This is a genomic window from Spirillospora sp. NPDC048824, from assembly GCF_043198455.1.
In the GTDB taxonomy this organism is placed as follows: Bacteria; Actinomycetota; Actinomycetes; order Streptosporangiales; family Streptosporangiaceae; genus Spirillospora.
The window spans coordinates 43507-68363 of sequence record NZ_JBICUS010000023.1 but is presented as its reverse complement, the minus strand read 5'-3'; the positions used below and the strand labels follow the sequence as shown (position 1 = coordinate 68363).

Below are 24857 nucleotides of genomic sequence, written 5' to 3'. Positions count from 1 at the left end.
GTTGCGGGAGTTCTATCCACCGGCCGAACCGCATGATTCCGGGCTGCTCGACGTCGGTGACGGAAACCGGATCTACTGGGAGACCTGCGGGAACCCCGACGGCAAACCCGCCGTCTTCCTGCACGGCGGCCCCGGTGGGGGTTTGCTGCCCGACAACAGGCGGTTCTTCGACCCGTCCGCCTACCGCATCGTGCTCTTCGACCAGCGCAACTGCGGGCAGAGCGTCCCCAACGCCGGCGACCCGGCGGTATCGCTGGAGAACAACACCACTCCACACCTGGTCGCCGACATGGAACGGCTGCGCGAGCACCTGGCCGTCGACCGCTGGCTCGTGTTCGGCGGAAGCTGGGGCAGCACCCTCGCCCTCGCCTACGCGCAGGCGCATCCGGGCCGCGTGTCGGAGATGGTGCTGCGCGGCGTGTACCTCGTCCGCCCGCCGGACGAGGCGTGGGCGTTCACCCCGACGGGCGCGGCGCACCTCTTCCCCGCCGAGTGGGCGGCGTTCCGCGAGGCCGTCCCGCCCGCCGAGCAGGACGACCTGATCGCCGCCTACGGCCGCCGCATCGGCGACCCGGACCCCGCCGTCCACATCCCGGCGTCCCGGGCGTGGATCGGCTGGGAACTCGCCGCGAACACGCTCCTGCCCGTCCCCCCGCCGGACCTGGACGACACCCTCGTCGTGACGTTCGCCCGCATCACGCACCACTACATCTCCCGCGGCGGCTTCCTCCCGGACGGCGGCCTGCTCGCGGGCGTCGACCGCATCCGGCACATCCCCGCCGTGATCGTGAACGGCCGCTACGACATGAAGACCCCGCCGGACCAGGCCTGGGATCTGCACCGCGCCTGGCCTGAGGCGGAGTTCCACATCGTTGAGGACGCCGGCCACGGCGGCTCCGAGCCCGGCATCCGCGACCGCCTCATCGAGGCGACCGACCGTTTTTGCTAACTTCGCTACTACGTGGGCACCCCCACATGTACCACTCAAGTCACTGCAGTCCCGCGCATCAGTGCGTAAGGTTCATTCCATGCCTAACAGCGAAGAGCGCGACAATAGCGGCCCCCAGGGGACGGCTTCGGTTCCCCAGGCCGGCGCGGTCTCCGAAGGCGCGGGGGACGGGGGCAGGGGGGCCGGCGGATCCGCCGAAACGGCGGTCGCCCGGATGGGCGAACCGGTCACCGTGTGGCCCTGCGCCAACTGCGGACGTCCCGTGCCCCAGCCGATGGGAGCGGTCCGCACCGTCCGCTACTGCCAGGACAACGACGGTGCCTGCGCCCGCGAGGCGCGCGACCGCAGGGAACGCGGCCGGGACGCGCCGGGCCTCACCGGGCAGGTCGCCTCGGCATGGGAGATGGTCGAACGGCTGGAGAAGGCCGCCGACGTGCTCGCCGACTCCCTGACGTCCGAGCTGAGCGTCGCCGGCGTCGAGCGGCGCGTCGCCGAGGTGCGCGCCGAGGCCGCCCGCGAGCTCGCCATCGCGCAGAGCGAACGCGACGCGTCCCAGCGCCGCGCCGAGGAGGTGTGGCAGGAGGCGTCGACGTTCCGGCAGCGCGCGGACACCGCCGAGCGGGACGCGGCGAGCGCCCGCGAGGAGGCGAAACTCGCCACCGCCAAGCGCGACGCCGCGCAGCAGGCGTGGGAGGAGGCCCACCAGATCGCGCAGCAGTCGATCAGCGCGAAGCTGGCCGCCGAAAGCGAGCGCGACCGCGTCGCGGCCCGCGAGACCGAACTGCTCGCCGCGCTGGAGAACGCCCGCGCCGAACTCGTCGCCGTGCACGCCAGGTTCGCCGAGGCCGAGGGCGCCGCCGAGTCCCAGCGCGTCGAGGCCGCCGTCGCCAAGCAGGGCGCCGAGGACCTCCGCAACGCCATGCGCGACACCGAGGCGCAGCGGCAGCGCGCCATGCAGGCCGCCAGCAAGGCCGAGGCCGAGCGGACCGCCGCCCTGCGCGCCCAGTCCGAGGCGGAGGCGGAGGTCGTCCGCGCCAAGGCGCGCGCCGACGAGGCCGCCAAGGAACGCGACGCCGCACAGGCCCACGCCCAGGCGGCGACGGCCGAGCGGGACGAGCTCACCGGCAAGATCAACGACCAGGCGGTTCAGCTGCGGCAGCTGTCGCAGTCGGTGGCCGAGCAGCAGGCCGCGCTCACCGCCCTCGCCGAGGAACGCGACGCGGCCCGCGCCGAGGCCGACCGCGCCCGCCGCCAGATCGACCAGTTCACGCACAGCACGCTGTCGTCCGGCGTCCCGCCCGGCGGCCGGATGCCCGGCGGCGGCAACCCGATGCCCCCGCCGGCCCACCCGCACGGCACGGGACCGCAGCCCGCCATGCCGCCGGGACCGCCCCCGATGGGCGGGCCCGTCCCGAGCATGCCGCAGGCGCACCACGGCCCCCCGCTGCCGCTCGGCGCGCCCGTCCCCAACGGGACGCCCGGTCCGAACGGGACGCCAGCCCCGAACGGGACGCCCGGTCCGAACACCGGGAACACCCCCGTGCCCGGCGCCGGCCCCCCGAACCACGCCCGCCCGGTCAACGGCGCGGACCGGGAGGACCCCCTCTTCACCGGCCCCTGACGGACGCGCGGCCCCGGCTCAGCCGTACCTGACCGCCAGGAACAGCGCCAGGGCCGCGACCGCCCAGATCATCGCGACATGGCCGCGTTCCCGCGCCGCCGCCTGCCGCAGGCCGACGATCCGCCGCCGGCTGAGCCGCAGGTCCCACACGGCGCGGCGGGCGCGTTCCCAGTGCACTCCCATGTAGATCGCCAGGGCGGCGACCCCCAGGAGCAGTAGAACGTTTCCGCTCATCAGACCCGCCTCCGTTTTCGCGGAAGCTCAAATTGAACAGCGGAACCGGCCGCCCCGACAATGTCCGGCGACACATTTCCGGAAACCATGCGGAACCGGACCGGGCCGGCCGCGAACGGATCATCGGCCGCCGAGGGTCAGCGCCCGAACCGCTCCGGGTCGATCTCGATCCAGATCTGCTCGGCGCGGCCCAGCAGCCGCCCGTCCGCCCCGTACAGCGCCGTCGCCGCGTGCATCTTGCGGCCCTCGCGGCTGCGCGCGAGCCCCAGCACGACGCACCGCTCCCCGGCCTCGGGCACGCCCATCACCTGGGCGGTCATCGTGCCGAGTACGGCAGGACGCTCGGCCACGTCGAACGACCATCCGCCGGGGCAGTCGAGCGCCGCCCACACCAGTTCCCGCTCCGGCACCCGCTCCGGCACCCACGGCGCCGCGACCGTGGCGTCGGCGACCGGCCCCGGTTCGAGCCGCAGCCCGTCGCCCGGCTCCCGCTCCGGCCCGCACACGAAGCAGCCGGGGAACGGGTGGCTCTCCGCCGCCCGGTACTTCTCCGCGGCCTCCAGCGCCCGCTCGAACGGGACGGGTGCGATGGGCGGCACCACGATCGCCCCCGCGAGCGCCTCCGCGATCAGCAGTTCCCCGTCCCAGAGCCGCACGCTGTGCCCGCGCTCGTCCTCGGCCGTGACGGTCATCTCGGTGTCCAGTGGCGGCGGCCGCCGCAGCGTCACCGTCACCGTGTCGATCGGCACCCGCCCCGCGAGGCGCCCCGCCACATATCCGCCGTTCCCGGACCCGTCCGGCCCGTGGAACCGCCCGTCAATGATCACCGTGTCCCCCGTGGTAACGCACACCCCAATAAAACGGCACCGATCTTAATGACCCGCTCCGACACTTCGTCCCACCACCCCCGGCGATGGAGGAGGCCGCCAATGCGCGAAGGAGGCGGGTAAAACGGGGCTACACGGCGCGCGACGGCTGGGGGCGGCCGGGACGCGTGGTGAAGAACACCGAGAGGGAGCCCTTGAGGCGTGCGCGGACGGTCTCCTCGTCGACGGGGCCGTCCTCGTGGACGGGGGTGCGGTCGAGGGCGCGGTCGATGAGGACGTCGATGTTGCGGTCGGCGACGAGGACGGAGCACGTGTCGCAGGCGTACCACGGGTAGAGCATGTTGAGGACGGCGACGGCGGTGTCGTCGTCCGACAGCTGCGTGGTGTCCAGTTCGACCTCGAACATGTCGGTGTCCTCGGGGTCCAGCGTGGGGTAGTAGAGCCAGCTCGGCCCCGGTGTGCCGCAGAAGTCGCAGCCCTGGTCCTGCGGGGCGGGTTCGCCGACGGCGAGCTCCAGCTCGTGGTCCCACGGCTCCACCCGCCGGTTGTGGCGGTAGCCCACTCCGTCGAGCGAACCTTCCCGGTTGTGGGTGACGTCGTGCACCTCGCCGCCGCAGCGGGCGCACATGAAGCCGATGTCCTCCATGTCCCTCCCCTGATCGCTGAGGCACCGGCCTCTCACAGTATCCGTCCGGGGCCCTCGCTCGTACCCGGGCACCGCGAACCCGGGCACGTGGAAGATCTTCCTTGACTCTTCACTTCCGGTGGCTCCCGCGTGACCACCGGCCGTGGTCAGCCGGCGGGGACGCGGTGGCGCGCCAGGTGCGCGAGGACGGCCTGGTTGGCCTCCCAGCCGTCCGGGAACTTCACCGGCACGCCGAGATGCACCGGTTCGGCGGACGGATGCGCGTCGAGCAGTTCGGGGATGCCCGCCCGCGCCACCACCACGCACGCGTGCCGGTGCCGGGACGCCAGGACGCACAGGCGCCCGGACTCCAGATGGAAGGCGGTGGCGTCGCGGCGCCCCGACAGCGGGTGCAGCACGACCGTCGCGTCGTACTCGCGGCCCTGAAGCCGGTTCGCGGTGTCGACGGTGATGCCCTCGCCGTGGCGGCCGAGCGCGGCGCGGATCGCGGTGACCTGGTCGCGGTGGGCCGCGCCGATCGCGACGCGCGCCGCGTCGACCGGGCCCGACCCGAGTTCGGAGTGCGCGACGGGACCGCGCTGCAGCAGCCGGACGGCCAGGGCCGCCGTCGCGCGCACCGCCTCGGCGTCGGTCCGCAGCGTGTGCCGCGCCGGCAGCTCGTAGAAGGCCCAGCCCGTCGCCGCCGCCTCTTCGAGCGCCTGGTCGTAGGTGGTGCCCATGCCGCGCGCCCCGAACTCCAGCCGCCGGTCGCCCGGTCCGGTTCCGGCGCGGAACCCGGTGAACGGGTAGAACGCCTCCGACACCACCGGCGCGGCGGACGCGGGCAGCCGCCACGACACCGGGAGCCGGTGGACGGGCAGGTCCGGGTTGTGCGCCAGCAGGACGGACACGGCGCTGCGCATCGGGTCCCACGCCAAGCCCGCCCAGCGCTCCACCTCGACGGTGGAGAACGGGTCGAGCTGCCCGGGGTCGCCCACGAACAGCGCCCGCTCGAACCGGCCGGCGATGCGCAGCAGCATGTCCGAGCGCATCTGGTACGCCTCGTCCACGATCGCCCACGGCCACGACCCGTCCGGCAGCGTCGCCCACTTCGCGGCGGTGGCGATCACGACGGTGTGCTCGGCCAGGTCGCCGGCCTTCTGCGCGACCCGCACCGCCGGATGCGCCATGACCCGCTCGGACGGCACGTACCCCGACGCCGACAGGCGGCCGAGCGTCACGTCCGGGTGCTTGCCGGCGAGGCGTTCGATGAGGTCGTCGACCTGCTCGTTCGTCTGCGCCACGATCATCAGGCGCTCGCCGGCCGCGGCCAGGTGCGCGGCGGCGCGGACGACCAGCGTGGACTTCCCGGCGCCGGGCGGGGAGTCGACCACCACGCCGCGGTGCCCGCCGCCGAGATCGGCGAGGACGTCGTCCACGACCCGCGCCGCCGCCTCGGACGGGTCCAGCTCGTCCGCCGCCACCGGCATCAGGTGGCGGCCCGCATGTCCGGTCAAGACCATTCCTCTTCGGCGTCCTCGTGGGTCGGCACGTACTCCTCGGGCGGCCCGCCGTGCGTCCACGGCGTGTCGTCACGGTCGGGGAACTTCGCCGCGCCGAACGAACCCTCGGTCAGCGAGGTGAAGCACACCCGGTCCCCGACCTGGGGGACGGCGCCCGGCTCGGGGGTGAGCTTGCGGCCCATCCCACCGGTCAGCTCCAGCAGCACGGCTCCGTCGTCCAACTCCACGATCCTCCCCTTGAGCGCCGGCCGCGCGGCGTTGCACACGGTCGTCCCGGCGTCGAGCCGCACCGGATCCCGCGTGCCGACCCGCAAGTGCGGGCGGAGCTTCGGCCGCTTGCCCGTCTCGTCGAGGCGGGCCGGGTCGCATTCGGTGACCACGCCGCCGAACGCCTGGCCCGCCAGCCGGTGCTCGGCCATGACGAGCGGGTCGTCGAAGGCGCGCTGCGCGTCGTAGGCGTCCTGGGCGCGTTCGAGGTCGTGCAGCCGCCGCGCCGCGCGGACGGGCGGGTCGCGGCGCGCCTGCGGATACGCCTCGCCGAACGTCTGGTGGTAGTAGGTGAAGGCGTCCCGGTCGCGCTCCCACCGCTTCGGCACGCTCGCCCCCTCCGGCAGCGCGCGCAGCAGCGCGACGGCCCGCCACATCAGGTCCCACGTCGGGGTGAGCTGGCCGGCGAGGACCGTGCGCAGCCGCTCCTCGGCGCGGGAGCCGCCGCCCGCCCGGTCGTAGGCGGCGATCGCCGGGGCGAGGACCTCGTTGTCGAACGTCGGGTCGGTCGTCGGCCCCGCCGGCGGGCATGTCACCGGGTCCTCGGCGCGCGCCGCCGCGGCCGGGCCGTCCAGCCCGTCCGGCGGGTCGATCCAGCCCATCAGCGCCGCGAGGTTGCCGTCCTCCAGCGAACTTTGACCCGTCGCCCAGTGCATCCGCAGCATCTCCGTCATGGCGCCCAGCAGCGACGACCCGGGATGGTCGTACCGGTCGGCGAACCATGTCAGCCACCGGCCGAGCACCGGGACCGCCGGGTCCACCGCGTACCGGCCCTCCGTGCTGCGGAACCGCGTCGACCGCCCCACCATCCGCAGGAACGCGACACCGCCCCGGTTCGGCACGAGAAGCTGGGGCGCGTCCCCGTACCGGATCCGCTCCTCGCCCTCCTTGCCGGGCGGCAGCTCCTCCACCTCGCCGCGGCTCGTCTCGATGTGGTTCAGCACGAGCTTGGCGAGGTCGGCGGCGAACGCGAACCGCAGGTCCCGGTTGCGCGGCTGCGGCACGATCAGCAGCGCCGGATCGTCCGGCCGGCTCCCGGCCAGCACCGCCAGCGGCGCCGCCGCCTCACCGGCCAGCTTCAGCGGGACGAGCACCAGCGGCGCGTCCGGCAGGTGGCAGTGCCGCACCGTCGCGACCGGCCGCGCGATCCCGGCCGCCGCCGCCTCCAGCCGCGCGAGCGAGGACAGCGCGCTCATGTACCGATCACGCGACCCCTTCCAGGGCTTCGGCGCGGAGGCGGGCCGCGGTGCGCAGCTGATCGGCCGTCTCCGCGAGGTCGTCGGACGGGGTGAGCGACCCGTCCGCCAGGGCGAGCGCGGTACGGATCGTGTCGACGCCGCCGAGGTCGTCGCGGACGGACCGGCCCAGCGCACCCGTCGACCCGTCCGTACGCGCCTCCTTCCGGCAGAACAGCGCCATCTCGCAGCCCGACATGCACTCCGGCGCGTACCGCGCCTCGACCGCGCGGACCGACTCGGCGAGCCCGTCCCCGGGCTCGAACGTCAGGTCGCCGGGCAGCTCCGCCAGGATCTCGTCGATGCGGGTGATGCGCGCGAGCTGCCGCTCCAGGACGGCGAGCTGCGGCCGCACGTCCAGCGGCGTCGCCGTCGGGCGGTTGGAGAAGTTCTCCGGGCACACGAGGAACACGTCGTGCGACACCCGCCCGGGATCGTGCCCCAGTTCGGCGACGAGCCGGCGCAGCGCCAGCACGTACACCGCGGACTGCCGCGCCGCCGCGGCGACCTGCTCCGGCTCGGCCTGCCCGTCCACCACGGCGAACGACTTGATCTCGATGACGTGCAGCCGCCCCGCGAACTGGAACGCGATGACGTCCGGCTCCAGATAGGCGAGCCGCCCGGCGATGTCCAGCCGCAGCAGCGGATGATCGAACAGCGTGCCCTCACCCGTCTCCAGCGCGCGGGCGACCAGCCGCCGGGTCCGCGAATGCCGCAGCTCCCGGCCCTCGTTGCCCGCGACCACCTCCAGGTCGTCGTAGGCCACCTCGGGGACGTCCAGGCCGAGCCGCTCGCGCAGCAGCGTCAGCAGCTCCGCGCACCCGTCCGCCTTCACCTGCGCCTCGAACACGTTCCCGCGCGTGATCGCGAACTGGGACTGCCCGAACGGCGCGGGGAAGCCCAGCTCCCGGGCCACCGCGTCCTTGTCGACGCCCGCCGCGTCCATCACCCCGCGGCGGGCGCAGCCGGGATTGGACGTCAGCGCGGCGATCGTGCGGGCGTCGTGATTGCGCGGGGGAGCGCCGCCGCGCAGCCGGTCCAGGTCCGGCGCGGTCTCGGTCATCGGTCTGTTTCTCCGTTGCTGGCAGGGCGCCGTCCGGACCGCCGCAGGGCCCGCAGCCGGCTGCCGAACAGCAGCTCCGCGTCGTCGAGCTGCGCCCGGGCGCGCCCGGCGGCGGACGCGCGCCGCCGCCGGTCCTGTCCCCGGTGCACGTCCAGTTCGGCTTCGGCGGCCTCGGCGAGCACGGCCGGATCGACGGTACCGACCGTATCGGTGACCGCGCCGGGAATGTTGGACGCGAAACGCCACAGCAGCCGCTGCACATCGGGGGACGGCGTCCCCCGGCCCGCGTGCTCGGCGAGGCGGGCGGCGGACGTGAGGAAGTCCGTGCGGGGGCTGAGGGGCCCGACGATCCGCTGCTCCAGCGGCCACGTGCTCACGGTGAGCAGCCCGCGGGCCGGGGCGAGCAGATCGGCGGTCAGCGCGGCGCACAGGTAGTAGGGCCGCGCGTACGGCGCGGTGCGGAACGAGCGTTCCTCGTCGCGGCGCAGGCTCGTCAGCCGGCTCCCCGGGATCTCGCCGGGGAAGAACGCGGCGTACACCGACCCGATCAGCTTCGGCGCGGCGGGCGCGCCGAGCAGGGTCAGCGCCTGGTGGACCTGCTCCCGGACGGGCAGCAGCCCGCGCGAACCGGCGCCGGGTTCCTCGCCGCCGCGACCGCCGGTGGTCCGGTCATTGGTGGTGCGGCCACCGGTGGTCCGGTCGCCGGGGGTGCCGTCTCCGAGGACGGCGTCGTCCCAGGCCGTCTCGGCCTCGCGCAGCTCGGCGCGCAGGTCGCGGGCCTCCCGCCGGTCGCCGGTCGCCATGGCCCGCCGCACGGCGGCGCGCAGCTCGGTGATGCGCGCCTCCAGTTCGTCGGGGGTCGGGACGCCGGGGGGCCGGAACATGCGGCAGACAGTACAGGAGCTTCCAGACAGTTCCAGCGTTTTCCAGTTTTGCGAGGTCCCCGCCGAGGTCAGCCGGGGAAGCTCGCGCGGTACGTGGCGGCCATGTCCTCGTCGCCGTGCCCCTGGGCGATGGCGCGGCGGAACCGCGCGCCCGCCGCGTCGTTGACGTCCACCCGGATCTCGGCGGCCTCGGCGGCCTCGTGGATCAACCGGGTGTTCTTCTCCGCGGTGCGGACGGCGAAGCTCGGCTCGAAGTCGTCCGCGAGCATGGCCTTCATCTTCGTCTGCAGGTAGACGCAGTCGAGCGGGCCGCCGGTGAGGACCTCGCCGAGCAGGGCCGGGTCGAGCCCGAGACCCTTCGTCAGCGCGACCGACTCGGCGACGACGGACGTCAGCGAGATCGCGTAGCTCACCGCGGCCAGCTTGAGGCGGGTGCCCGCGCCGCCCGCCCCGTCCTCGTCCAGCCAGAACGTCTTGGCGCCGACGCTGCCGAACACCGGCTCGAGGACGGTCCGCGCGTCCGGCGGCCCCGCCGCGAGGACGACCAGTTTCCCCTGTTCGGCGGGCTGCTTCGTGCCCTGGACGGGCGCGTCGACGAAGATGAGCCCCTGGTCGGCGGCGAACCCGGCGAGCAGCGGCACGGACGCGACGCCGACCGTGCCCATCTGCGCCCAGACCTGCCCCGGCCGCAGCGACGGCGACGCGTCCATCATGACCGACAGCGCCGTCTCACCGCCGTCCAGCATCGTGATGACCACCTCGGCGCCGCCGGCGGCCTCGGCGGGGGAGCCCGCCACGGCCGCGCCGTCGTCCGCGAGCGGTTCGGCGCGCGACGGGGTGCGGTTCCACACCGTGACCTGGTGCCCGTCCCTGAGCAGCGTGCGGGTCATCGCGGCGCCCATGATCCCGGTGCCGAGCAACGCGACTGCGGTCATGTCTCCCACTCCTCTGCGGACTGCCTGTATTGGATCATGCCTTTGGAACATGCTCGTTGGAACAATGGCTTGTCGAAACAATGTCTGCCTGCCACCCCGGAACGGGCGGACCGTGCGGTGCCGGCTAGCCGTAGGCGGGACTGTCGCCGGGCGTCTCCGCGTACATCGCGGTGTAGGGCGCCGCGAACGCGTCCAGGGTGCGGTCCAGCTGGGCCGACCACCAGGTCACCAGGGCGGCGAGGCCCCGCTCGCCGGTGCCGTCCTCGCCCAGGTACCGGTGCCGCAGCGGCGCCACGTCGCAGAGCCGCTCCCACCATTCGCGGTGCACCGCCGACTGGATCTGCCCCGCGTCCAGCGGGAACGCCGAGCGGTGGCCGCGCACGAACGCCTGGACGCGGTCGAGGTCGAGGCCCCGCTCGTCCCCGCAGGTGAACAGCCGCGCCGCCGCCCGCACGACCTCGCCGGCGACCGGGCCGGTCGCCAGCCCGTCCCAGCCGAGGACGGCGGTGACGTTGCCCGCCCCGCCGTACCGCAGGTGCCCGGCGTGGAACGCGCCGTGCAGATGGCCCACGGTGCTCACCTCGATCTCGGGCGGCTGATGGCCGGCGAACTCGGTGAGCAGTTCGCGCCGCTCCCGCAGGCGGCGGCCGGTCAGCGCCTCGAAGTCGGTTCCGCCGTCGCCCGGGACGTCCCGCAGCATCGCCTCGACGGCGGCCGCCGCGTCCGCGGCGCGCGGCGTCGGCACCAGCAGGCTCTGCTGCACCGGCGGCGTGATCCCGTCGAGCGCCGCGTGCAGCCGCCCGAGCAGCTCACCGAGGCGCTCGCACTGGCCGAACGTCAACTCCAGCCCGCCGCGCCCTCGCCCGCCCACCCACGGATACAGGACGTAGCCGCGCCCGACGGCGGTGACCAGCGTCCGGCCGCCGCGGGCGGGCATCGGCGCGAGCACCGGAAGGCCGGCCTCGTCGAGCGCGGTCGTCACGGCGTGCTGGAACAGCACGCGGCGCCGGTCGGGCGCGGCGTACTCCTTCAGGAAGAACGAGCCGCCGGCCGTGTCGACGCGCCAGCGCCGGCCGCCGGGCCCGGCCGCGACCGGGCCGACGCCGTCCGGCGCGTCGATCTCGAAGCGTCTCAGCAGCCGTGGCGGCGGCTCGGTGTCAGCACTCTGTGACGTCGGCACCTCGGCACCTCGGGCTGCGTCGGACGGACGATGGTCGAATGAGTGTTCTACGGCGACGCTACACGTCCCGCCCGCACCGCGAAAGGGAACCGCGCGGCTCAGGCGGGTTCGAGGACGACCACGGGAATGTCCCGGGTCGTCTTCTGCTGGTAGTCGTCGTACGCCGGCCAGACCGCGGCCATCTTCCGCCACAGCGCGGGCTTCTCCTCGGGCGTCGCGGTCCTGGCCCGCGCCGTGAACTTGTCGCCCTTCACCTGGACCTTCACCTCGGGGTCCGCCTTGAGGTTCTCGTACCAGAGCGGATTGTGGTCCGCGCCGCCCAAGGACGCCACGACGACGTACGCGTCGCCTTCGGTCTGGTAGATGAGCGGCGTGGTGCGCTCCTTCCCGCTGCGGCGGCCGGTCGTGGTGAGCAGCAGGGTGACGGTTCCCTGCCACTCGTGCCCCTCCGCACCGTCCGTCTCCTGGTATCGCTCGACGTGCTCCTTGCCGAACAGCATGGTCGCTCCTTCGCTCAGGCTCCGGGATGGCCGCGCGCCCCCCGCGCGGCCGTCCTCATAACCTCCGGACCCTTGATGGCCTTCCCGAGCGGACGCTTCTATTCCGGCCCGCGACCACCGGTGCCGGAGGACGGCGCGGCCGAGGTCGCGCGGCGTCGCGCGTGCGGCACAGGTGACGCCGTGGCCGGCGGGCGGGCCGTGCGGGACGAGCGGTCAGAGGTCGTTGAGGACCCGGGTGAGCTGGCGCGCGGTGTCGTCGGGGCGCGCGGCCGTGATGCAGAGGTTGTTCATGGCGCGCATGTAGGTGTCGACGTCCGTCGGCTTGTCGAGATAGAGCGCGCTGGTGAGCTGCTCCAGGTACACGACGTCGGAGAGGCCGGGCTCGGCGAATCGCAGGATCGTGAAGGGACCGCCTGCGGCGGCGTGTCCGCCCGCGCCGAACGGCACGATCTGCAACGTGACGTTGGGCCGCTCCGACACCTCGATCAGGTGCTCGATCTGGCGCCGCATCACGTCGCGTCCGCCGAGGGGGCGGCGGACGACCGCCTCGTCCACCACGGCCCACAGCGTCGGCGCGCCGGGGGAGGTGAACCGCTCCTGCCGGATCGTGCGGAGCTGGACCCGCCGCTCGACCTCGTCGTCGGCCGCGTCGGAGAAGCCGAGGCGGACGACGGCGCGGGCGTAGTCCTCGGTCTGCAGCAGCCCCGGGACGAACTGCAGTTCGTAGGTGCGCAGCAGCGAGGCCGCCTCCTCCAGCCCGAGATAGACCTCGAACCAGCTCGGCAGAACGTCGCCGTACCGGTGCCACCATCCGGGGGTGTTGGCCTCCCTGGCCAGCTCCAGCAGCGGGGCGCGCTCACCGGGGTCGTCGACGCCGTAGAGGGTGAGCAGGTCGGCGACGTCGCGCTCCTTGAAGCCGACCCGGCCGAGCTCCATCCGGCTGATCTTGGAGTGCGAGCCGCGGATCTCGTAACCGGCCTGCTCGGTGGAGATGCCGCGGTCCTCGCGGAGCCTGCGCAGTTGGGCGCCGAGCAGAATTCGCAGGACGGTGGGGCCGCCGCGCCGGGGATAATCGATCAGCCGTCCGGACGGATCACCTTCGGGCGGAGGTGTTGGGGCAGCTGAATCCTGGGCCAAGGGGTCACCAGCCAGTCGACGGGTCTGCTCGTGGGCGGAACGGGCACCGCGGAACGGCACCGCCCTATGTTAGAGGATGGGGTCGGGTTTTTGGGAAGTATGAAAAACGCGTCCGGTTCCAAACGCCGTATGCCGCGGAGATTGCGCGCACGACCGGCGTGCGGGGCCGGTGACCTGTGCCGCCGGTGGCCGCACGGCTGCGCTACGTGTCGCCGCGGTGACGGCCGAGTTGGCCGGACGGTCATTTCCGTGGCGCCCGAGTCACCCGCTGGTGCATGAATTACCCGGCGCACTCCGGCGGTGGGGACGACCAATCCACGCCCATTCCATGCGACGTCGTGTGACGCTCGAATGACGATCGTCTCCCATTCCGGTGAATTTCCGGGGCGCCCGGACGCGCCGATCATGCCAGAGCGGCCCCGTCCGCGGCCGTGCGGACGGGAGCGCGTGATGAAGCTCTCGTTCGACCCGGGAGTGGTCCGGGATGCAGGCGGCGTTGGAGAGAGCAGAGAGGCGATCATCATCGCCGCTCAGCAGATGCGACCACCGAACCCGTATATGGGGGATTCATGAACGCGACCCGTGAACGAGCGGAGATCCGATTCCTGACCTCGGGCGATGTCACGGCGCACGAGCGCGCGGCGGCGGATCGCGCCGTCCAGGCCGCGCTGAGGGACGCCCGGGGCGTCACGTCCGTCCAGGTCACGCTGAGCGTCGTGGCAGACCCGTCGCTGCCGCGCCCCGCGCTGGCCCGGGCCGTCGTCGAGATGAACGGCCGCCGCGTCCGCGCCCAGGCCGCCGCGCCGCGCATCGACGAGGCCATCGACATGCTCCGCGAGCGCCTCGCCGTCCGGACGTCCTCCCTGCAGGCGGGCTGAACCCGCCGCGCACGATCGGCCGGCGGCGTCCCTCGGGGGGACGCCGCCGACCGCGTCTCCGGGCCCGTCAGGCGTCGCGGCGGGTGAGCGCGAGGGCGGCCAAGCCGAGCGGGGCGAGCGCGTACGCCGCCATCACGGCCGCCGCCGCACCCGGGGACAGCAGGTCGCCGTAGATGGAATTGTCGGCGCCGAGCCCGGCGGCCTGCCTGGGCAGGGCACTGGGCACCACCGACCCAAGGCGCCCGTTCCACGGCTCCGGCAGGTGGAGGACCAGCATCGGCACCACGTGCCACAGCAGGACGACCGACACGAGCGCCCCGGCCGTCGACCGCAGCAGCGCGCCGAGTGACAGGCCGAGCAGCGCGAACATCGCCACCGACGTCCCCGAGATGACGAAACCCGGCAGCTCGTGCGCGATGGACGCCCGCTGGTCCGGGAACGGCCGGTCTCCGATGACGAGTCGCGTCCCGAGGAACGAGCCGACCGTCATGGCCTCGCCCGCGACGAGCGCGACCGTCCCGACCACCGCCGCCTTGGCCGCGAGGACCGTCCGGCGCCGGGGGAGCACCGCGAAGGTGGTGCGGATCATGCCGGTGCGGTACTCGGACGTGATCGACAGCACGCCGAGGACGGCGAGGCACAGCCCCGCGACCCACCCGCCGATCTCCTGAAGCGGACGCAGCAGGAACTCCGCGCGGCGCTCGGCCGGCAGGCCGTCCCAGATGTGCGCCGTCTGGAACGCCAGCAGCATGACGAACGCGAAGGACAGGGCCGTCGCCGCCAGCACCCACCAGGTGGAACGGACCGACCGCAGCTTGTACCACTCCGCCGCGAGCGCGTCGGTCACGACGCCACCGCCCCGAACTCGGCGCTGCCGGCGGTCAGCTCCATGTACGCCTCCTCCAGCGAGGCACTGCGCGGCGTCACCTCGTACAGCGGGATGCCCTGCGCGGCGGCCATGTCGCCGATGGCAGCGACGTCCAGCCCGGTGATCGTCAGGGCGCCGCCGGGCAGGGGCACGCCGCCGGGCACGGACTCGACCGCGGGCAGGGACTCGATGACGCCCCCGGCCGCGGCGAGCACCGCGGTCAGATCGGCCGGACGCGGCGTGCGCACCAGGACCCCGCGCCGGAACCGGTCCGCCAGTTCCCGCACCGACGTGTCGGCGATCAGACGCCCCCGGCCGATGATGATCAGCCGGTCGGCGGTCAGCTCCATCTCGCTCATCAGATGGCTGGAGATCAGCACGGTCCGTCCCGCGGCCGCCAGAGCCCCCATCAGCTCCCGCACCCAGCGGACGCCGTCCGGGTCCAGCCCGTTCACCGGCTCGTCGAACATCAGCACCCCCGGATCGCCCAGCAGCGCCGCCGCGATCCCGAGCCGCTGCCGCATGCCGAGCGAGAACCCGCCGACCCGCCTGCGCGCGACCCCGGCAAGGCCCACCTGCTCCAGCACCTCGGTCACCCGCCCCGCGGCGATCCCGTTGCTGCGCGCCAGCCAGCCGAGATGGTCGAACGCGCGCCGCCCGCCGTGCACGGAGCCCGCGTCCAGCAGCGCCCCCACCTCCCGCATCGGCCGCCGCAGCGCCGCGTACCGGCCCCCGTTCACCAGCGCCTCACCGGACGTCGCCGCGTCCAGCCCCAGCAGCACGCGCATGGTCGTCGACTTCCCGGCGCCGTTCGGCCCGAGGAACCCGGTCACCGTGCCCGGCCTCACCACGAAGGACAGGCCGTCCACCGCGGTCGTCGCGCCGTAGCGCTTGGTCAGCTCATGTACCTCGATCATGCCGTCAACGGTCGTCTCCGGCGGCCCCTCCGCACATCGGAACCCGGGCGGTGACCGCGCGTGCGACCGTGCTCCGAGACCGCCCCCGCGCCTCCGCCCCAGGTATGACGTCCGGCGGCACGAGGTGCCGGCCCCGGCGTCCCGCTACCTTCGTGACGTGGACGATTCCGAGTTGCGCTCCCCGTTCTCCAGACGGCTCGGCCGGCGCCGGCTGATCGGCCTGGACGCCGGTGCGGCGGCCGTCTGCATGCTCGCGCTGCTCCTGCTGCCCGGAGACACCGACGCCTCCGCGGCCCTCGTGCTGCCGCTCGCCGCCGCAGTCGGACTGCCGCTCGCGGTGCGGCGGCTCTGGCCCGTCCCCGTCTTCGCGGCGGTCCTGTCCGCCTCGACGGTGATGCTGCTCCTCGGGCTGCCCTGGGACTCCTTCGTCGGGCCGGCGTTCGCCCTCTACGTCGTCGCCCTCACCCGCGTCCGCCGGCGGTGGATCCCGACACCGCTGATCGGCGTGATCAGCGGAGCCGTCATCCTCGGCGGCGCGATGGCCGGCCCCGCGAACCGGCATGCCGAGTCCGCCGGCCGGCTGCTGCTCGGGGTCGCCGTCCTCGGCGCGTCCTGGTCCCTCGGCCGCGTCGTCCGCGAACGGCGCGCGGAGACCGCCCGCTCCGCCCGCCAGTTCGCCGACCGGGCCGTCTCCGACGAGCGGCTCCGCATCGCCCGCGAACTCCACGACGTCGTCGCGCACAGCATGAGCCTGATCGCCGTCAAGGCCGGCGTCGCCGTCCACGTCGCCGAGGCCCGCCCGCAGGAGGCCCTCGACGCCCTCCGCGTCATCGAGACGACGAGCCGGGGCTCGCTCGCCGAAATGCGCCACCTGCTGGGCGTGCTGCGGACCGGCGGAACCGGCACCGACCTCGCACCGTCCCCGGGCCTGGCCGGCCTGACCGGCCTCGCCGAACGGGCCGCGATGGCCGGCGTCCACGTCGACCTCGAGGTCGACGCCGGGGAACTGCCCGAAGGCGTCGCACTCTCCGCCTACCGCATCGTCCAGGAAGCGGTCACCAACGTCGTCAAGCACGCCGCCCCCGCCCACTGCCATGTCCGCGTCGAGGCCGACGGACTCCGCTTGCGCATCGACGTCACCGACGACGGCCCCGGTGTCCGCGTCCTCCCGGGCGGCGACGGGCACGGGCTGATCGGCATGCGCGAACGCGTCATGATGTACGGCGGCGACTTCACCGCCGGACCCCGTCCCGAAGGCGGCTTCGCCGTATCGGCCGCCTTCCCGTACGAACCCTAGGGAACCCTTGGAACTGCGCGTTCTCGTCGCCGACGACCAGGCCCTGCTGAGGGGCAGTTTCCGCGTCCTCATCGACACCGCGCCCGGTCTGCGCACCGTCGGCGAGGCCGGCACCGGCGCCGAGGCGGTCGAGCTGGCCGGACGCGAACGCCCCGACCTCGTCCTCATGGACGTCCGGATGCCCGAGATGGACGGCATCGAGGCGACCCGGCGGATCTGCGGCGACCTTCCCGAAGTCCGCGTCCTGATGCTCACGACCTTCGACCTGGACTCCTACGTCTACTCGGCGCTGCGGGCCGGGGCCAGCGGCTTCCTGCTCAAGGACACCCCGCCCCCCGACCTGCTGTCGGCGATCCGGGTCGTCGCCTCCGGCGAGTGCCTGCTCGCGCCGTCGGTGACCCGGCGGCTGATCGCCGAGTTCGTCCGGCGCCCCGGACCCGCCCAGCCGCCGCCCGCCGGGCTGGAAGGCGTCACCGACCGCGAACGCGAGGTCCTCGCCCTCATCGCCCGCGGCCTGTCCAACACCGAACTCGCCGAGCACCTGCACCTCAGCCCCGCCACGGTCAAGACCCACATCGGGCACCTGCTCGCCAAACTCCACGCCCGCGACCGCGCCCAGCTCGTCATCGCCGCCTACGAAACCGGCCTCGTCCGCCCCCGCTGATCGAAGGCCCGTGCCGAAGGAGGCGGCTCCGAGCACGCCCGCGCGTCACTGAGCGCAGCGGCCCTCACAGCAGGGCCGGGGCCAGGTGCTCGGACTGGTCTGCGACGGACTCCGGTCCGTAACGAAACGAAATCCCATCGCGTAACGAAACTCGCTGTGAGGTGTGCGCGGCGCCCCTCATCCCCGCACGCACGGGCCGCCCCGCCCGATTCTGCAGCTCCTCCTGCCGCCAGAAAGGCACACCGCCGGCGCACGACGTCCGGCTGAACAACGCCCCGGCCGAAGCGGCACCTTGCACACGCGACATCCGCGCCTGCCACGGCCGTGACCATCCGCGCCGCGGCCGGCACCGCCCGCAAGCGCACCGGCTCCCAGCGCCTCCCTCCCCGGCCCCGCCTCGGAGGTCTCCTCACCGACCGACCGCCAAGCCTGGCCATGTCACCGGTCTCTTGGCCAGGGACGGCTAGGGCGGTGTCTTAAAGGCCTAGCGGGATGCCGTGCGGGTGCGGTAGGCCTCCAGGCGTTGGGCGAGTTCCCCGGGCCGGCTGAGCGCGACGAGGTGCCCGCCCGGCATGTCGTCGACCGGGATGCCCAGCCGCTCGCGCACGACCCGGCGCTGGAACTCGAGTGGGAAGAAGCGGTCGTCTCGTCCTTGCAGGAAGACGGTGGGGACGCTCGGCCACTCGCGGAGCGGCCACGGTTCCGCGAACGGCGTCGCCGACTGCGGCGTCTCCTCCTGAGCGAACGCCTCGGCCGTCACATCCGGCGGGACGTCATGGAAGAAGCTCTCCCTGGGGTCGAACTCGGCCGGAACGGCTCTCCCCTCGCCGGCCGCGTAGTCGGCCATGGCCTGCGCCTGGCCGGTGTTGTCCCACCAGGCGCCGCCCGATTCGCCGGAGACGGGGACCATTGCGTTGAGCATGACGAGCAGGTCCACCGGGATCCGATCGCAGACGAGCGGGGCGGTGAGGCCGCCCATGGACTGGGCCACCAGGACGACCCCCGCCCGGTCGCCGATCGCCTCCACCACGGTGTCGGTGTACGCGCGGAGGCCGGCCGAGTCGTCACCGGCCGGAAGATCCACGGCCACGACGTCATGGCCGCGCGCCCGCAGCTCCGGAACGAGCCGATGCCAATACCAGGCCTGGCCGCCCGCTCCTGGGATGAGCGCGTACGTCGCCATCGTCACTCCCGTTGTCATGTGCGCCACCGGTCGCCCGGCTCGTTCTCACGGTCGGTCCTAATTTAGGAGCAGCCTATATCGTTTTCCTATGGCTGGTCGCAGGAACTACGGCGATCCGTGCGGCATCGCGCGGGCGCTCGACGTGATCGGGGAACGATGGGCGTTACTCGTCGTCCGCGAACTGCTCCTCGGACCGAAGAGGTTCACCGCGCTGCACCGCGGGCTCGCCGGGATGAGCCAGAACGTCCTGTCGCAGCGTCTGCGCGACCTCGAAGAATCCGGAGTCGTCCGGCACCGGGTGCTCGGGCCGCCGGTGAGCGCCCCGGCGTACGAGCTGACCCCCCGCGGCCGGGACCTCGAACCGGTCCTGTTCGCCCTCGCGAGGTGGGGCGGCCGCGGCCCCCTCGATCCATCGTGCACCGGCGAGTTGAGCGCGGACGCCATGATGTTCGCGCTCAAGACGACGTTCGACCCGGACACCGCCCCGGGCCTGAGCGTCCGCCTGGCCCTGCGTTTCGAGGACGATCTCTTCGTGACCGGGATCGATGCCGGACGGTTCCACGTCGCCCGCACCGAGGCTCCGGCTCGCGCCGACGCCGCGCTGACCACCGATGTCGGGACGTTCAGAGCCCTCGCGTTCGGCGGCCGTCCGCTGGCGGAGCCCGCTGACTCCGGTGAACTCATCCTGGAAGGCGACGGCGGCCTCGCCGAGCGGTTCCTGGCCTGCTTCTCCCGCCCCTCGACCACCCCCTGACGTGTGTTCCGCTTTGCTCGAACGTATGTTCGGACTAGTGTGTCGTCCCGTGCTGATCGATGAACCCGTCTCCGCGGAGACCACCCCCACGGGCCGACCCTCCCAGATCACCGGGCCGCGCGGCCGCTACCGGGTGCGCCGCGTGCTCGAGGAATGGCAGGCGCCCGGCCAGTCGAGGTTCTACCGCCTCCAGGTCGCCACGCCGGACGGTCCGGCGATCGCCGAGGTCATCGGCGCGGTCGACGGCCCCTGGACGCTCCGCCGAGTCTGGCGCTGACCGGGGTCATCCACGGAACTGCAGTACGAGGCGGTCCGAGAATCCTCCCCGCTCGGCCGCCTTGGCCGAACGCCGCTCCTCCAGTTCGCCGGGCGTGATTCCGTGAAGTGCCGCAAGGGCGTGGACGACCTCCAGGAGATCGGCAAGCTCGGCGGGATCACCACTCGCGGCATACTCCCCGGCCTCCTCGTAGAGCTTGGCGCGCAGCAGTGCGCCGTGCTCTTCAGGACCGGCGACGCGGATCTCCGGCGACCGTCCGGTGGCCCGGATGATCTCGGGGATCCGGTCCCGGACCAGCTTCTCGGCACGCCCGCCCGCATCCTTGAGTGGATGCTCCGCCCTACCGTCCTGGACACCCCGTATCCGGTCTTGGGCGTCGCGCTCGGCCGCGACGTCCTCCAGCACCTCCGCCGGCGCCCCTGGCGCCCGATCGCTCTCCATGCGGCCCGACGCTACCGAGGTCGGTCAGGTGAGCGCTGTCTGGTCGGGTTCGCAGCTGAGCAGTTCGTGCAGGATGGGCGGGAGTTCGTCCCACAGCCACTCGTTCAGGGTGCCGGGGAAGCTCGCCGGCGGGCGAATGCCCAGGCGGTGGTGGGCCGCCTCCGTCAGTCGTACGGGGATGGGGCCGTCGTCCCACATCGGGTCGCTGTGTCCCCAGAAGGCGGAGAAGTCGGGGCCCGTCAGCATCAGCTCGGCGGGAAGGGTGTGCTCGCCCGGGTGCCTGCCCAGGGGGAGGAGCCGTTGCGCGGTCGTGCGGAGGATGTTGAGCGCGGCCAGGTCGTGCGAGCAGGCGACGTCGGTGATCTCCAGTTCCGGCAGCCCGAACCGGCGCAGGCCGCGGGTGGTGAGGTGGACGCAGGCGCAGCCGTCGATGGCGTCCCCCTCGGCGGGGCATCCGCCGGAGTCCGGGTCGGCGGGCAGGGCGGCGCCGATCCAGTGGTCGGCGAGGACGAACTCGTCGAAGCGTCCGAAAGGGACGACGGGCAGGACCTGGTTCGAGGCGAGGTCCACGGGCACGCCGCACAGCGCTTCTGCGATCGCTTGGGCGGCGGCGCGCGCCAGGTGCGGCCCCGAGGGGAGTTCGCCGACCGGCAGGACGGAGGTGACGCCGATGTGCCGTGTGGCCTGGCGGGCCCTCTCCGCGTCCTCGTGGTCGGCGCCGGTCACTGCGCTCAGGTCCCAGGGGGAGTCCGCGGCGCGATGGCAGGCCGTGACGAGACGGGGTGTGCCGATGCGCATCGACACCGCCGCCGCGAAGGGGCTGGGGAGCCGTTGCAGGATCGCCGCCGTCAGGTCGCCGGGGTCTTTGTCGGCGGCGACGACGAAGCCGGCGGTCGCCTCTTCGGGAACCGTGATGGTGACGGGCATTGCAGCCTCCTCAGGCCCTCGGACGGGTTGTGCCGTTCAGCTTTCAGGAGGCGGCACGGGAAAAGAAGTAGAACTGAATTCTGTGGATAACGGGGACGAGAAAAGGTGCAAATGTCGCATTAAGGCGATCAGAAGGCACAGAGGGCGGAGGTGATCCCGTCGACGGCGGGCGGGCGCGAAACCCGCCCGCCATGCACGGGTGACGATCGAACGGCGCGTATCGAGAAGGAATGCGCGAAGAGGTGCGTGTCAGCGGGCGGACGGTTCCACATAGCGGCGCTCGCCCGGCCCCACATAAACCTGGCGCGGACGTCCGATCTTGGTCGACGAGTCGTTCAGCATCTCGCGCCACTGGGCGATCCAGCCCGGCAGGCGGCCCAGCGCGAACAGGACGGTGAACATGTTGCTCGGGAAACCCATCGCCTTGTAGATGACGCCGGTGTAGAAGTCCACGTTCGGGTAGAGCTTCCGCTCGACGAAGTAGTCGTCGCTCAGGGCGACCTCTTCGAGGCGCATGGCGAGGTCGAGCAGCGGGTCGGACTTGCCGAGCGCGTCGAGGACCTTGCCCGTCGCCCTCTTCACGACCGCGGCGCGCGGGTCGTAGTTGCGGTAGACCCGGTGGCCGAAGCCCATCAGCTTGACGCCGGGCTCCTTGTCCTTGACGCGGCGCACGAACGAGTCGATGTCGTCGCCGTCCTCGTGGATTCCTTCCAGCATTTCCAGGACGGCCTGGTTGGCCCCGCCGTGCAGCGGGCCGAACAGCGCGTCGACACCCGCCGACACCGACGAGAACAGGTTCGCCTGGCTGGACCCCACGAGGCGCACCGTGGAGGTGGAACAGTTCTGCTCGTGGTCGGCGTGCAGGACGAACAGCATGTCCAGCACGCGCATGATCTCAGGGTCGATCTCGTACGGCTGCGTCGGCAGGCCGAACGTCATGCGCAGGAAGTTCTCCACGTACCCGAGGGAGTTGTCGGGGTAGAGCAGTGGCTGGCCGTTGGAGGTCTTGTACGCGTACGCGGCGATGGTGGGGAGCTTGGCTATGAGCCGGATGCTGGACTGGTCGACCTGCTCGGGCTCGAAGGGGTCGAGACTGTCCTGGTAGAACGTCGACAGGGCGCTGACGGCCGACGACAGCACCGCCATCGGGTGCGCCTTGCGCGGGAAAGCGGAGAAGAACGCACGGAACTTCTCGTCGAGGAGCGTGTGGTTGCGGACGCTGTCGGTGAACTCCGCCAGCCGGTCGGGCGGCGGGAGCTCGCCATAGATCAGCAGGTAGGCGACCTCGAGGAAGGACGATTTCTCCGCCAGTTCCTCGATCGGGTAACCGCGGTAGCGCAGGATGCCGGCCTCACCGTCGATGTAGGTGATCGCCGACGTGGTGGACGCGGTGTTGGTGAAGCCGGGATCGAGCGTGACATGCCCCGTCTCCTTGAGGAGGCTTCCCACGCCGAGGCCCGACGGGCCCTCCGTCGACTCGGTCACCTCGAGAGGCATCCGGCCACCCGCGTGGCTGAGCTCGAAATCCGACATGCTCGCTCCATCCCAACTGTGTCCACACCTGCGTAGACGTTCCGATCGTCCCGTTCTTCATCGTATCCACGTGATCACACGCGCCAATCCGTGCCCTCCGCGTTGGCGGGGACCGGCGCGGGTGTTCCGGCGGTGTCCGGCCGTTCACGGCGCCACCGGCCTTGCCGCCGGCGAGGTCGCGCCGGCCATGTCCGCGGCCATGCAGGGGCGGCGGTCCAGTTCCTATGGGGGCGGCTCCGGGAGGGTCGGAAGCTCGGCCGTGATCTCGACCAGCGTCCGCTCCTGGACGCCGATCAGCTGCTCGACGTCGATCGGCGGCCACTCCTCGCCATAGTGCGCATCCAGCAACGTCGACAGGGCGACCAGGACCTGCTCCGGCGTGGGCCGTTCCCCGGGGTCCTTGCCGAGGCAGCGCGTCACCAGCCCGCGCATGGGGGCGGGCAACCGGGTGAGGTCCGGTTCGCCGTGCACGATGCGTCCGCGGACCTTGCGGCCGGTCCCGAACGGCGCCGCGCCGGTCACCGCGAAAACGAGTGTCGACCCGAGGGAGAACACGTCGCTCTCCGGATGGACCGGGTCCCCGAGCGCCTGCTCCGGCGACATGTACGCGGGCGTTCCCAGGATCTCCGTACGCGACAGGGGCAGGGCGTCCAGAGGCCGCGCGATCCCGAAATCGATCACTCTCGGCCCATCCGAGGCGAGCAGGACGTTCGACGGCTTCAGGTCCCTGTGGACGATCCCCGCCCGATGGATCGCGATCAGCGCCTCGGCGAGCCCGGCGCCCAGCCGGCATGCGGTCCGCTCACGGAGCGGCCCCTTCTCGTGGACGACCTTGGACAGACTCACACCGCGGATGTACTGCGTGGCCAGCCACGGCTGGTCCGCGTCCGGATCGGCGTCGACGACGGGCGCGGTGTAGAAGCCGCTGACCGACTGCGCGGACGTCACCTCGCGGCGGAACCTCGCCCTCCACCTGGGATCGTCCAGCAACTCCGGCCGGATGACCTTCACGGCGACCAGCCGCCTGCTCTGCGATGCCCCGAGGAACACCTCGCCCATTCCTCCGGCGCCGAGCCGGGCGACCACGCGGTACGGGCCGATCATCTGAGGTAGGTCTGACTGCATGGGCAACGGGATCCGATCATGGTGGGCGCGCTCAATCGTGCCACGGCCGGGCGTCCCGTCCGACCGGGAGCGCATCACGTCCAGGGAAGCGCACTCCGTTCGGCCCAGTAGCCGTCCGGCGGAACGCTCAAGCCGGACAGCACCTCCCATTCGTCCTCACTGAGGTCGACCTCCGTCACAGCCAGGTTGGCCTCCAGTTGCGCCGGACTGACCGCGCCCATGAGGACCGTGTCCGCCCAGGGCCGGCTGAGGGCGGCCGCAAGGGCCAGCGCGTCCGGCCGGACGCCCTTCTTGGACGCGAGGTCGAGTGCAGCCATGGGCGGCCGCACGGCGAGCCTCCCGTTGGCCAGTACCTCCTTGAGCAGCACATGCAGCCCGGCGTCACGCGCCTCCCGCAGAGCCTCCCCGGCGGAGGTCTCCAGGATGTTCCACGTCGACTGGACGGACCTGAAGAGCCGCTGTCCGGAGACCTCCAGTTCCATGGCCCGGCGGATCGTGCCGGCCTGCCGCGGGCCGGACGTGGAGAAGCCGACGCGAACGCCGCCGGCGGCCGCTTCCGCAAGGGCTTCCTGTAGCCGGACGTCCTGAAACAGAGGGCTCTCTTCGGTCAGCGAATGCACCTGATAGACCGAGAGAGCCCCGTCGAGGAGACCGAGCGTCTCCGCGTACTGGGCCCGGTAGCGGTCGAGACCATGCTCCTTGACCTCGTGCACGGGCGCATCGGTCTTCCAATCACCGACGTAGGTGTACCCCCACTTACTCGATACCGTCACCTCTTCGGGGGCGCGTGCGGTGAGCCAGCCGCCGAGGAACTCTTCCGACCGGCCGTACGACCGCGCCGCGTCGATCCAGCGGATTCCGGACGCATAGGCCGCGTCAAGCACGTCCCAGGTCGCCTGACGCATCTCCTCGACGCTCCGGCCGGACGGCAGTTCGTCCACCCTGCCCACGTTGATGTAAGCGGGCCGCCCCAGCGCGGCAAGCCCGATCCCCAGCCGCCGTATCGCGTTCAT

Annotated in this window: 26 protein-coding genes; 7 read left to right on the top strand and 19 right to left on the bottom strand. The window is 72.7% G+C overall.

Annotated features, from left to right (window positions below):
* Position 1: 1 nt before the first annotated feature.
* Positions 2-949: a prolyl aminopeptidase gene (gene pip / locus ACGFIS_RS32935; protein ID WP_392912777.1), complete on the top strand. Its 948-nt coding sequence runs from the start codon at positions 2-4 to the stop codon at positions 947-949.
* Positions 950-1028: 79 nt separating this feature from the next.
* A complete protein-coding gene (locus ACGFIS_RS32930) occupies positions 1029-2570 on the top strand; it encodes a chromosome segregation ATPase (protein WP_392912733.1) in 1542 nt (513 codons plus the stop codon).
* An 18-nt stretch (positions 2571-2588) separates the two neighbouring features.
* Here the strand turns inward: ACGFIS_RS32930 and ACGFIS_RS32925 are convergent, their stop codons facing one another.
* The 11 genes from ACGFIS_RS32925 to ACGFIS_RS32875 form a co-directional block, all read right to left on the bottom strand.
* Positions 2589-2804: a hypothetical protein gene (locus tag ACGFIS_RS32925; RefSeq protein ID WP_392912732.1), complete on the bottom strand. Its 216-nt coding sequence runs from the start codon at positions 2802-2804 to the stop codon at positions 2589-2591.
* Between the two features lie 137 nt (positions 2805-2941).
* Complete coding sequence (locus ACGFIS_RS32920) at positions 2942-3631, bottom strand: hypothetical protein (protein WP_392912731.1); 690 nt, start codon at positions 3629-3631, stop codon at positions 2942-2944.
* A 130-nt stretch (positions 3632-3761) separates the two neighbouring features.
* Positions 3762-4277, bottom strand: a complete 516-nt coding sequence (locus ACGFIS_RS32915) for a hypothetical protein (RefSeq protein ID WP_392912730.1) — start codon at positions 4275-4277, stop codon at positions 3762-3764.
* A gap of 146 nt (positions 4278-4423) precedes the next feature.
* Entirely contained in the window at positions 4424-5746 is a 1323-nt protein-coding gene (locus tag ACGFIS_RS32910) for an AAA family ATPase (protein ID WP_392912776.1), read from the bottom strand.
* Positions 5747-5769: 23 nt separating this feature from the next.
* Positions 5770-7242, bottom strand: a complete 1473-nt coding sequence (locus ACGFIS_RS32905) for a hypothetical protein (RefSeq protein WP_392912729.1) — start codon at positions 7240-7242, stop codon at positions 5770-5772.
* A 7-nt stretch (positions 7243-7249) separates the two neighbouring features.
* Positions 7250-8344 (bottom strand): hypothetical protein, encoded by a 1095-nt coding sequence (locus tag ACGFIS_RS32900; protein WP_392912728.1) that lies wholly within the window; start codon positions 8342-8344, stop codon positions 7250-7252.
* Entirely contained in the window at positions 8341-9228 is an 888-nt protein-coding gene (locus ACGFIS_RS32895) for a hypothetical protein (protein ID WP_392912727.1), read from the bottom strand. The genes ACGFIS_RS32900 and ACGFIS_RS32895 overlap by 4 nt, the downstream gene beginning before the upstream one ends.
* A gap of 68 nt (positions 9229-9296) precedes the next feature.
* Positions 9297-10163: an NAD(P)-dependent oxidoreductase gene (locus ACGFIS_RS32890; RefSeq protein ID WP_392912726.1), complete on the bottom strand. Its 867-nt coding sequence runs from the start codon at positions 10161-10163 to the stop codon at positions 9297-9299.
* A gap of 124 nt (positions 10164-10287) precedes the next feature.
* Positions 10288-11343: a phosphotransferase enzyme family protein gene (locus ACGFIS_RS32885; protein ID WP_392912725.1), complete on the bottom strand. Its 1056-nt coding sequence runs from the start codon at positions 11341-11343 to the stop codon at positions 10288-10290.
* Between the two features lie 98 nt (positions 11344-11441).
* Positions 11442-11843: a nitroreductase family deazaflavin-dependent oxidoreductase gene (locus ACGFIS_RS32880; protein ID WP_392912724.1), complete on the bottom strand. Its 402-nt coding sequence runs from the start codon at positions 11841-11843 to the stop codon at positions 11442-11444.
* Positions 11844-12056: 213 nt separating this feature from the next.
* Positions 12057-12923 (bottom strand): helix-turn-helix domain-containing protein, encoded by an 867-nt coding sequence (locus tag ACGFIS_RS32875; RefSeq protein WP_392912775.1) that lies wholly within the window; start codon positions 12921-12923, stop codon positions 12057-12059.
* Positions 12924-13549: 626 nt separating this feature from the next.
* Between ACGFIS_RS32875 and ACGFIS_RS32870 the strand changes: the two genes are divergently transcribed.
* Positions 13550-13858, top strand: coding sequence for a hypothetical protein (locus tag ACGFIS_RS32870; RefSeq protein WP_392912723.1), 309 nt, complete (start codon positions 13550-13552; stop codon positions 13856-13858).
* Positions 13859-13925: 67 nt separating this feature from the next.
* Here ACGFIS_RS32870 and ACGFIS_RS32865 read toward each other — a convergent pair whose 3' ends face one another.
* On the bottom strand, positions 13926-14705 hold the full coding sequence (locus ACGFIS_RS32865) for an ABC transporter permease (RefSeq protein WP_392912722.1): 780 nt from the start codon (positions 14703-14705) through the stop codon (positions 13926-13928).
* Positions 14702-15643 carry an ABC transporter ATP-binding protein gene (locus ACGFIS_RS32860; protein ID WP_392912721.1) on the bottom strand — a complete coding sequence of 314 codons (942 nt, stop codon included), beginning with the start codon at positions 15641-15643 and terminating at the stop codon, positions 14702-14704. The genes ACGFIS_RS32865 and ACGFIS_RS32860 overlap by 4 nt, the downstream gene beginning before the upstream one ends.
* A 157-nt stretch (positions 15644-15800) precedes the next feature.
* On the opposite strand from ACGFIS_RS32860, the gene ACGFIS_RS32855 reads away from it, so the two are divergent.
* Both ACGFIS_RS32855 and ACGFIS_RS32850 read left to right on the top strand, forming a co-directional pair.
* Positions 15801-16940 carry a sensor histidine kinase gene (locus ACGFIS_RS32855; protein WP_392912720.1) on the top strand — a complete coding sequence of 380 codons (1140 nt, stop codon included), beginning with the start codon at positions 15801-15803 and terminating at the stop codon, positions 16938-16940.
* Between the two features lie 7 nt (positions 16941-16947).
* Positions 16948-17604 (top strand): response regulator, encoded by a 657-nt coding sequence (locus ACGFIS_RS32850; protein WP_392912719.1) that lies wholly within the window; start codon positions 16948-16950, stop codon positions 17602-17604.
* Between the two features lie 484 nt (positions 17605-18088).
* Here ACGFIS_RS32850 and ACGFIS_RS32845 read toward each other — a convergent pair whose 3' ends face one another.
* Positions 18089-18805 (bottom strand): alpha/beta fold hydrolase, encoded by a 717-nt coding sequence (locus ACGFIS_RS32845; protein WP_392912718.1) that lies wholly within the window; start codon positions 18803-18805, stop codon positions 18089-18091.
* A gap of 70 nt (positions 18806-18875) precedes the next feature.
* On the opposite strand from ACGFIS_RS32845, the gene ACGFIS_RS32840 reads away from it, so the two are divergent.
* Together ACGFIS_RS32840 and ACGFIS_RS32835 are read left to right on the top strand one after the other, a co-directional pair.
* A complete protein-coding gene (locus ACGFIS_RS32840) occupies positions 18876-19541 on the top strand; it encodes a winged helix-turn-helix transcriptional regulator (RefSeq protein WP_392912717.1) in 666 nt (221 codons plus the stop codon).
* 49 nt (positions 19542-19590) lie between these two features.
* Complete coding sequence (locus ACGFIS_RS32835) at positions 19591-19818, top strand: hypothetical protein (RefSeq protein ID WP_392912716.1); 228 nt, start codon at positions 19591-19593, stop codon at positions 19816-19818.
* A 6-nt stretch (positions 19819-19824) separates the two neighbouring features.
* Here the strand turns inward: ACGFIS_RS32835 and ACGFIS_RS32830 are convergent, their stop codons facing one another.
* From ACGFIS_RS32830 to ACGFIS_RS32810, 5 genes are all read right to left on the bottom strand, one after another.
* The gene (locus ACGFIS_RS32830) at positions 19825-20259 is read right to left on the bottom strand and encodes a hypothetical protein (RefSeq protein ID WP_392912715.1); all 435 of its coding nucleotides are present in this window, start codon (positions 20257-20259) and stop codon (positions 19825-19827) included.
* A gap of 24 nt (positions 20260-20283) precedes the next feature.
* On the bottom strand, positions 20284-21186 hold the full coding sequence (locus ACGFIS_RS32825; RefSeq protein WP_392912714.1) for a hypothetical protein: 903 nt from the start codon (positions 21184-21186) through the stop codon (positions 20284-20286).
* A 249-nt stretch (positions 21187-21435) separates the two neighbouring features.
* On the bottom strand, positions 21436-22719 hold the full coding sequence (locus ACGFIS_RS32820) for a citrate synthase (protein ID WP_392973522.1): 1284 nt from the start codon (positions 22717-22719) through the stop codon (positions 21436-21438).
* Between the two features lie 222 nt (positions 22720-22941).
* Positions 22942-23823, bottom strand: coding sequence for a serine/threonine-protein kinase (locus tag ACGFIS_RS32815; RefSeq protein WP_392973520.1), 882 nt, complete (start codon positions 23821-23823; stop codon positions 22942-22944).
* A 95-nt stretch (positions 23824-23918) separates the two neighbouring features.
* On the bottom strand, positions 23919-24857 hold the full coding sequence (locus ACGFIS_RS32810) for an aldo/keto reductase (RefSeq protein WP_392912711.1): 939 nt from the start codon (positions 24855-24857) through the stop codon (positions 23919-23921).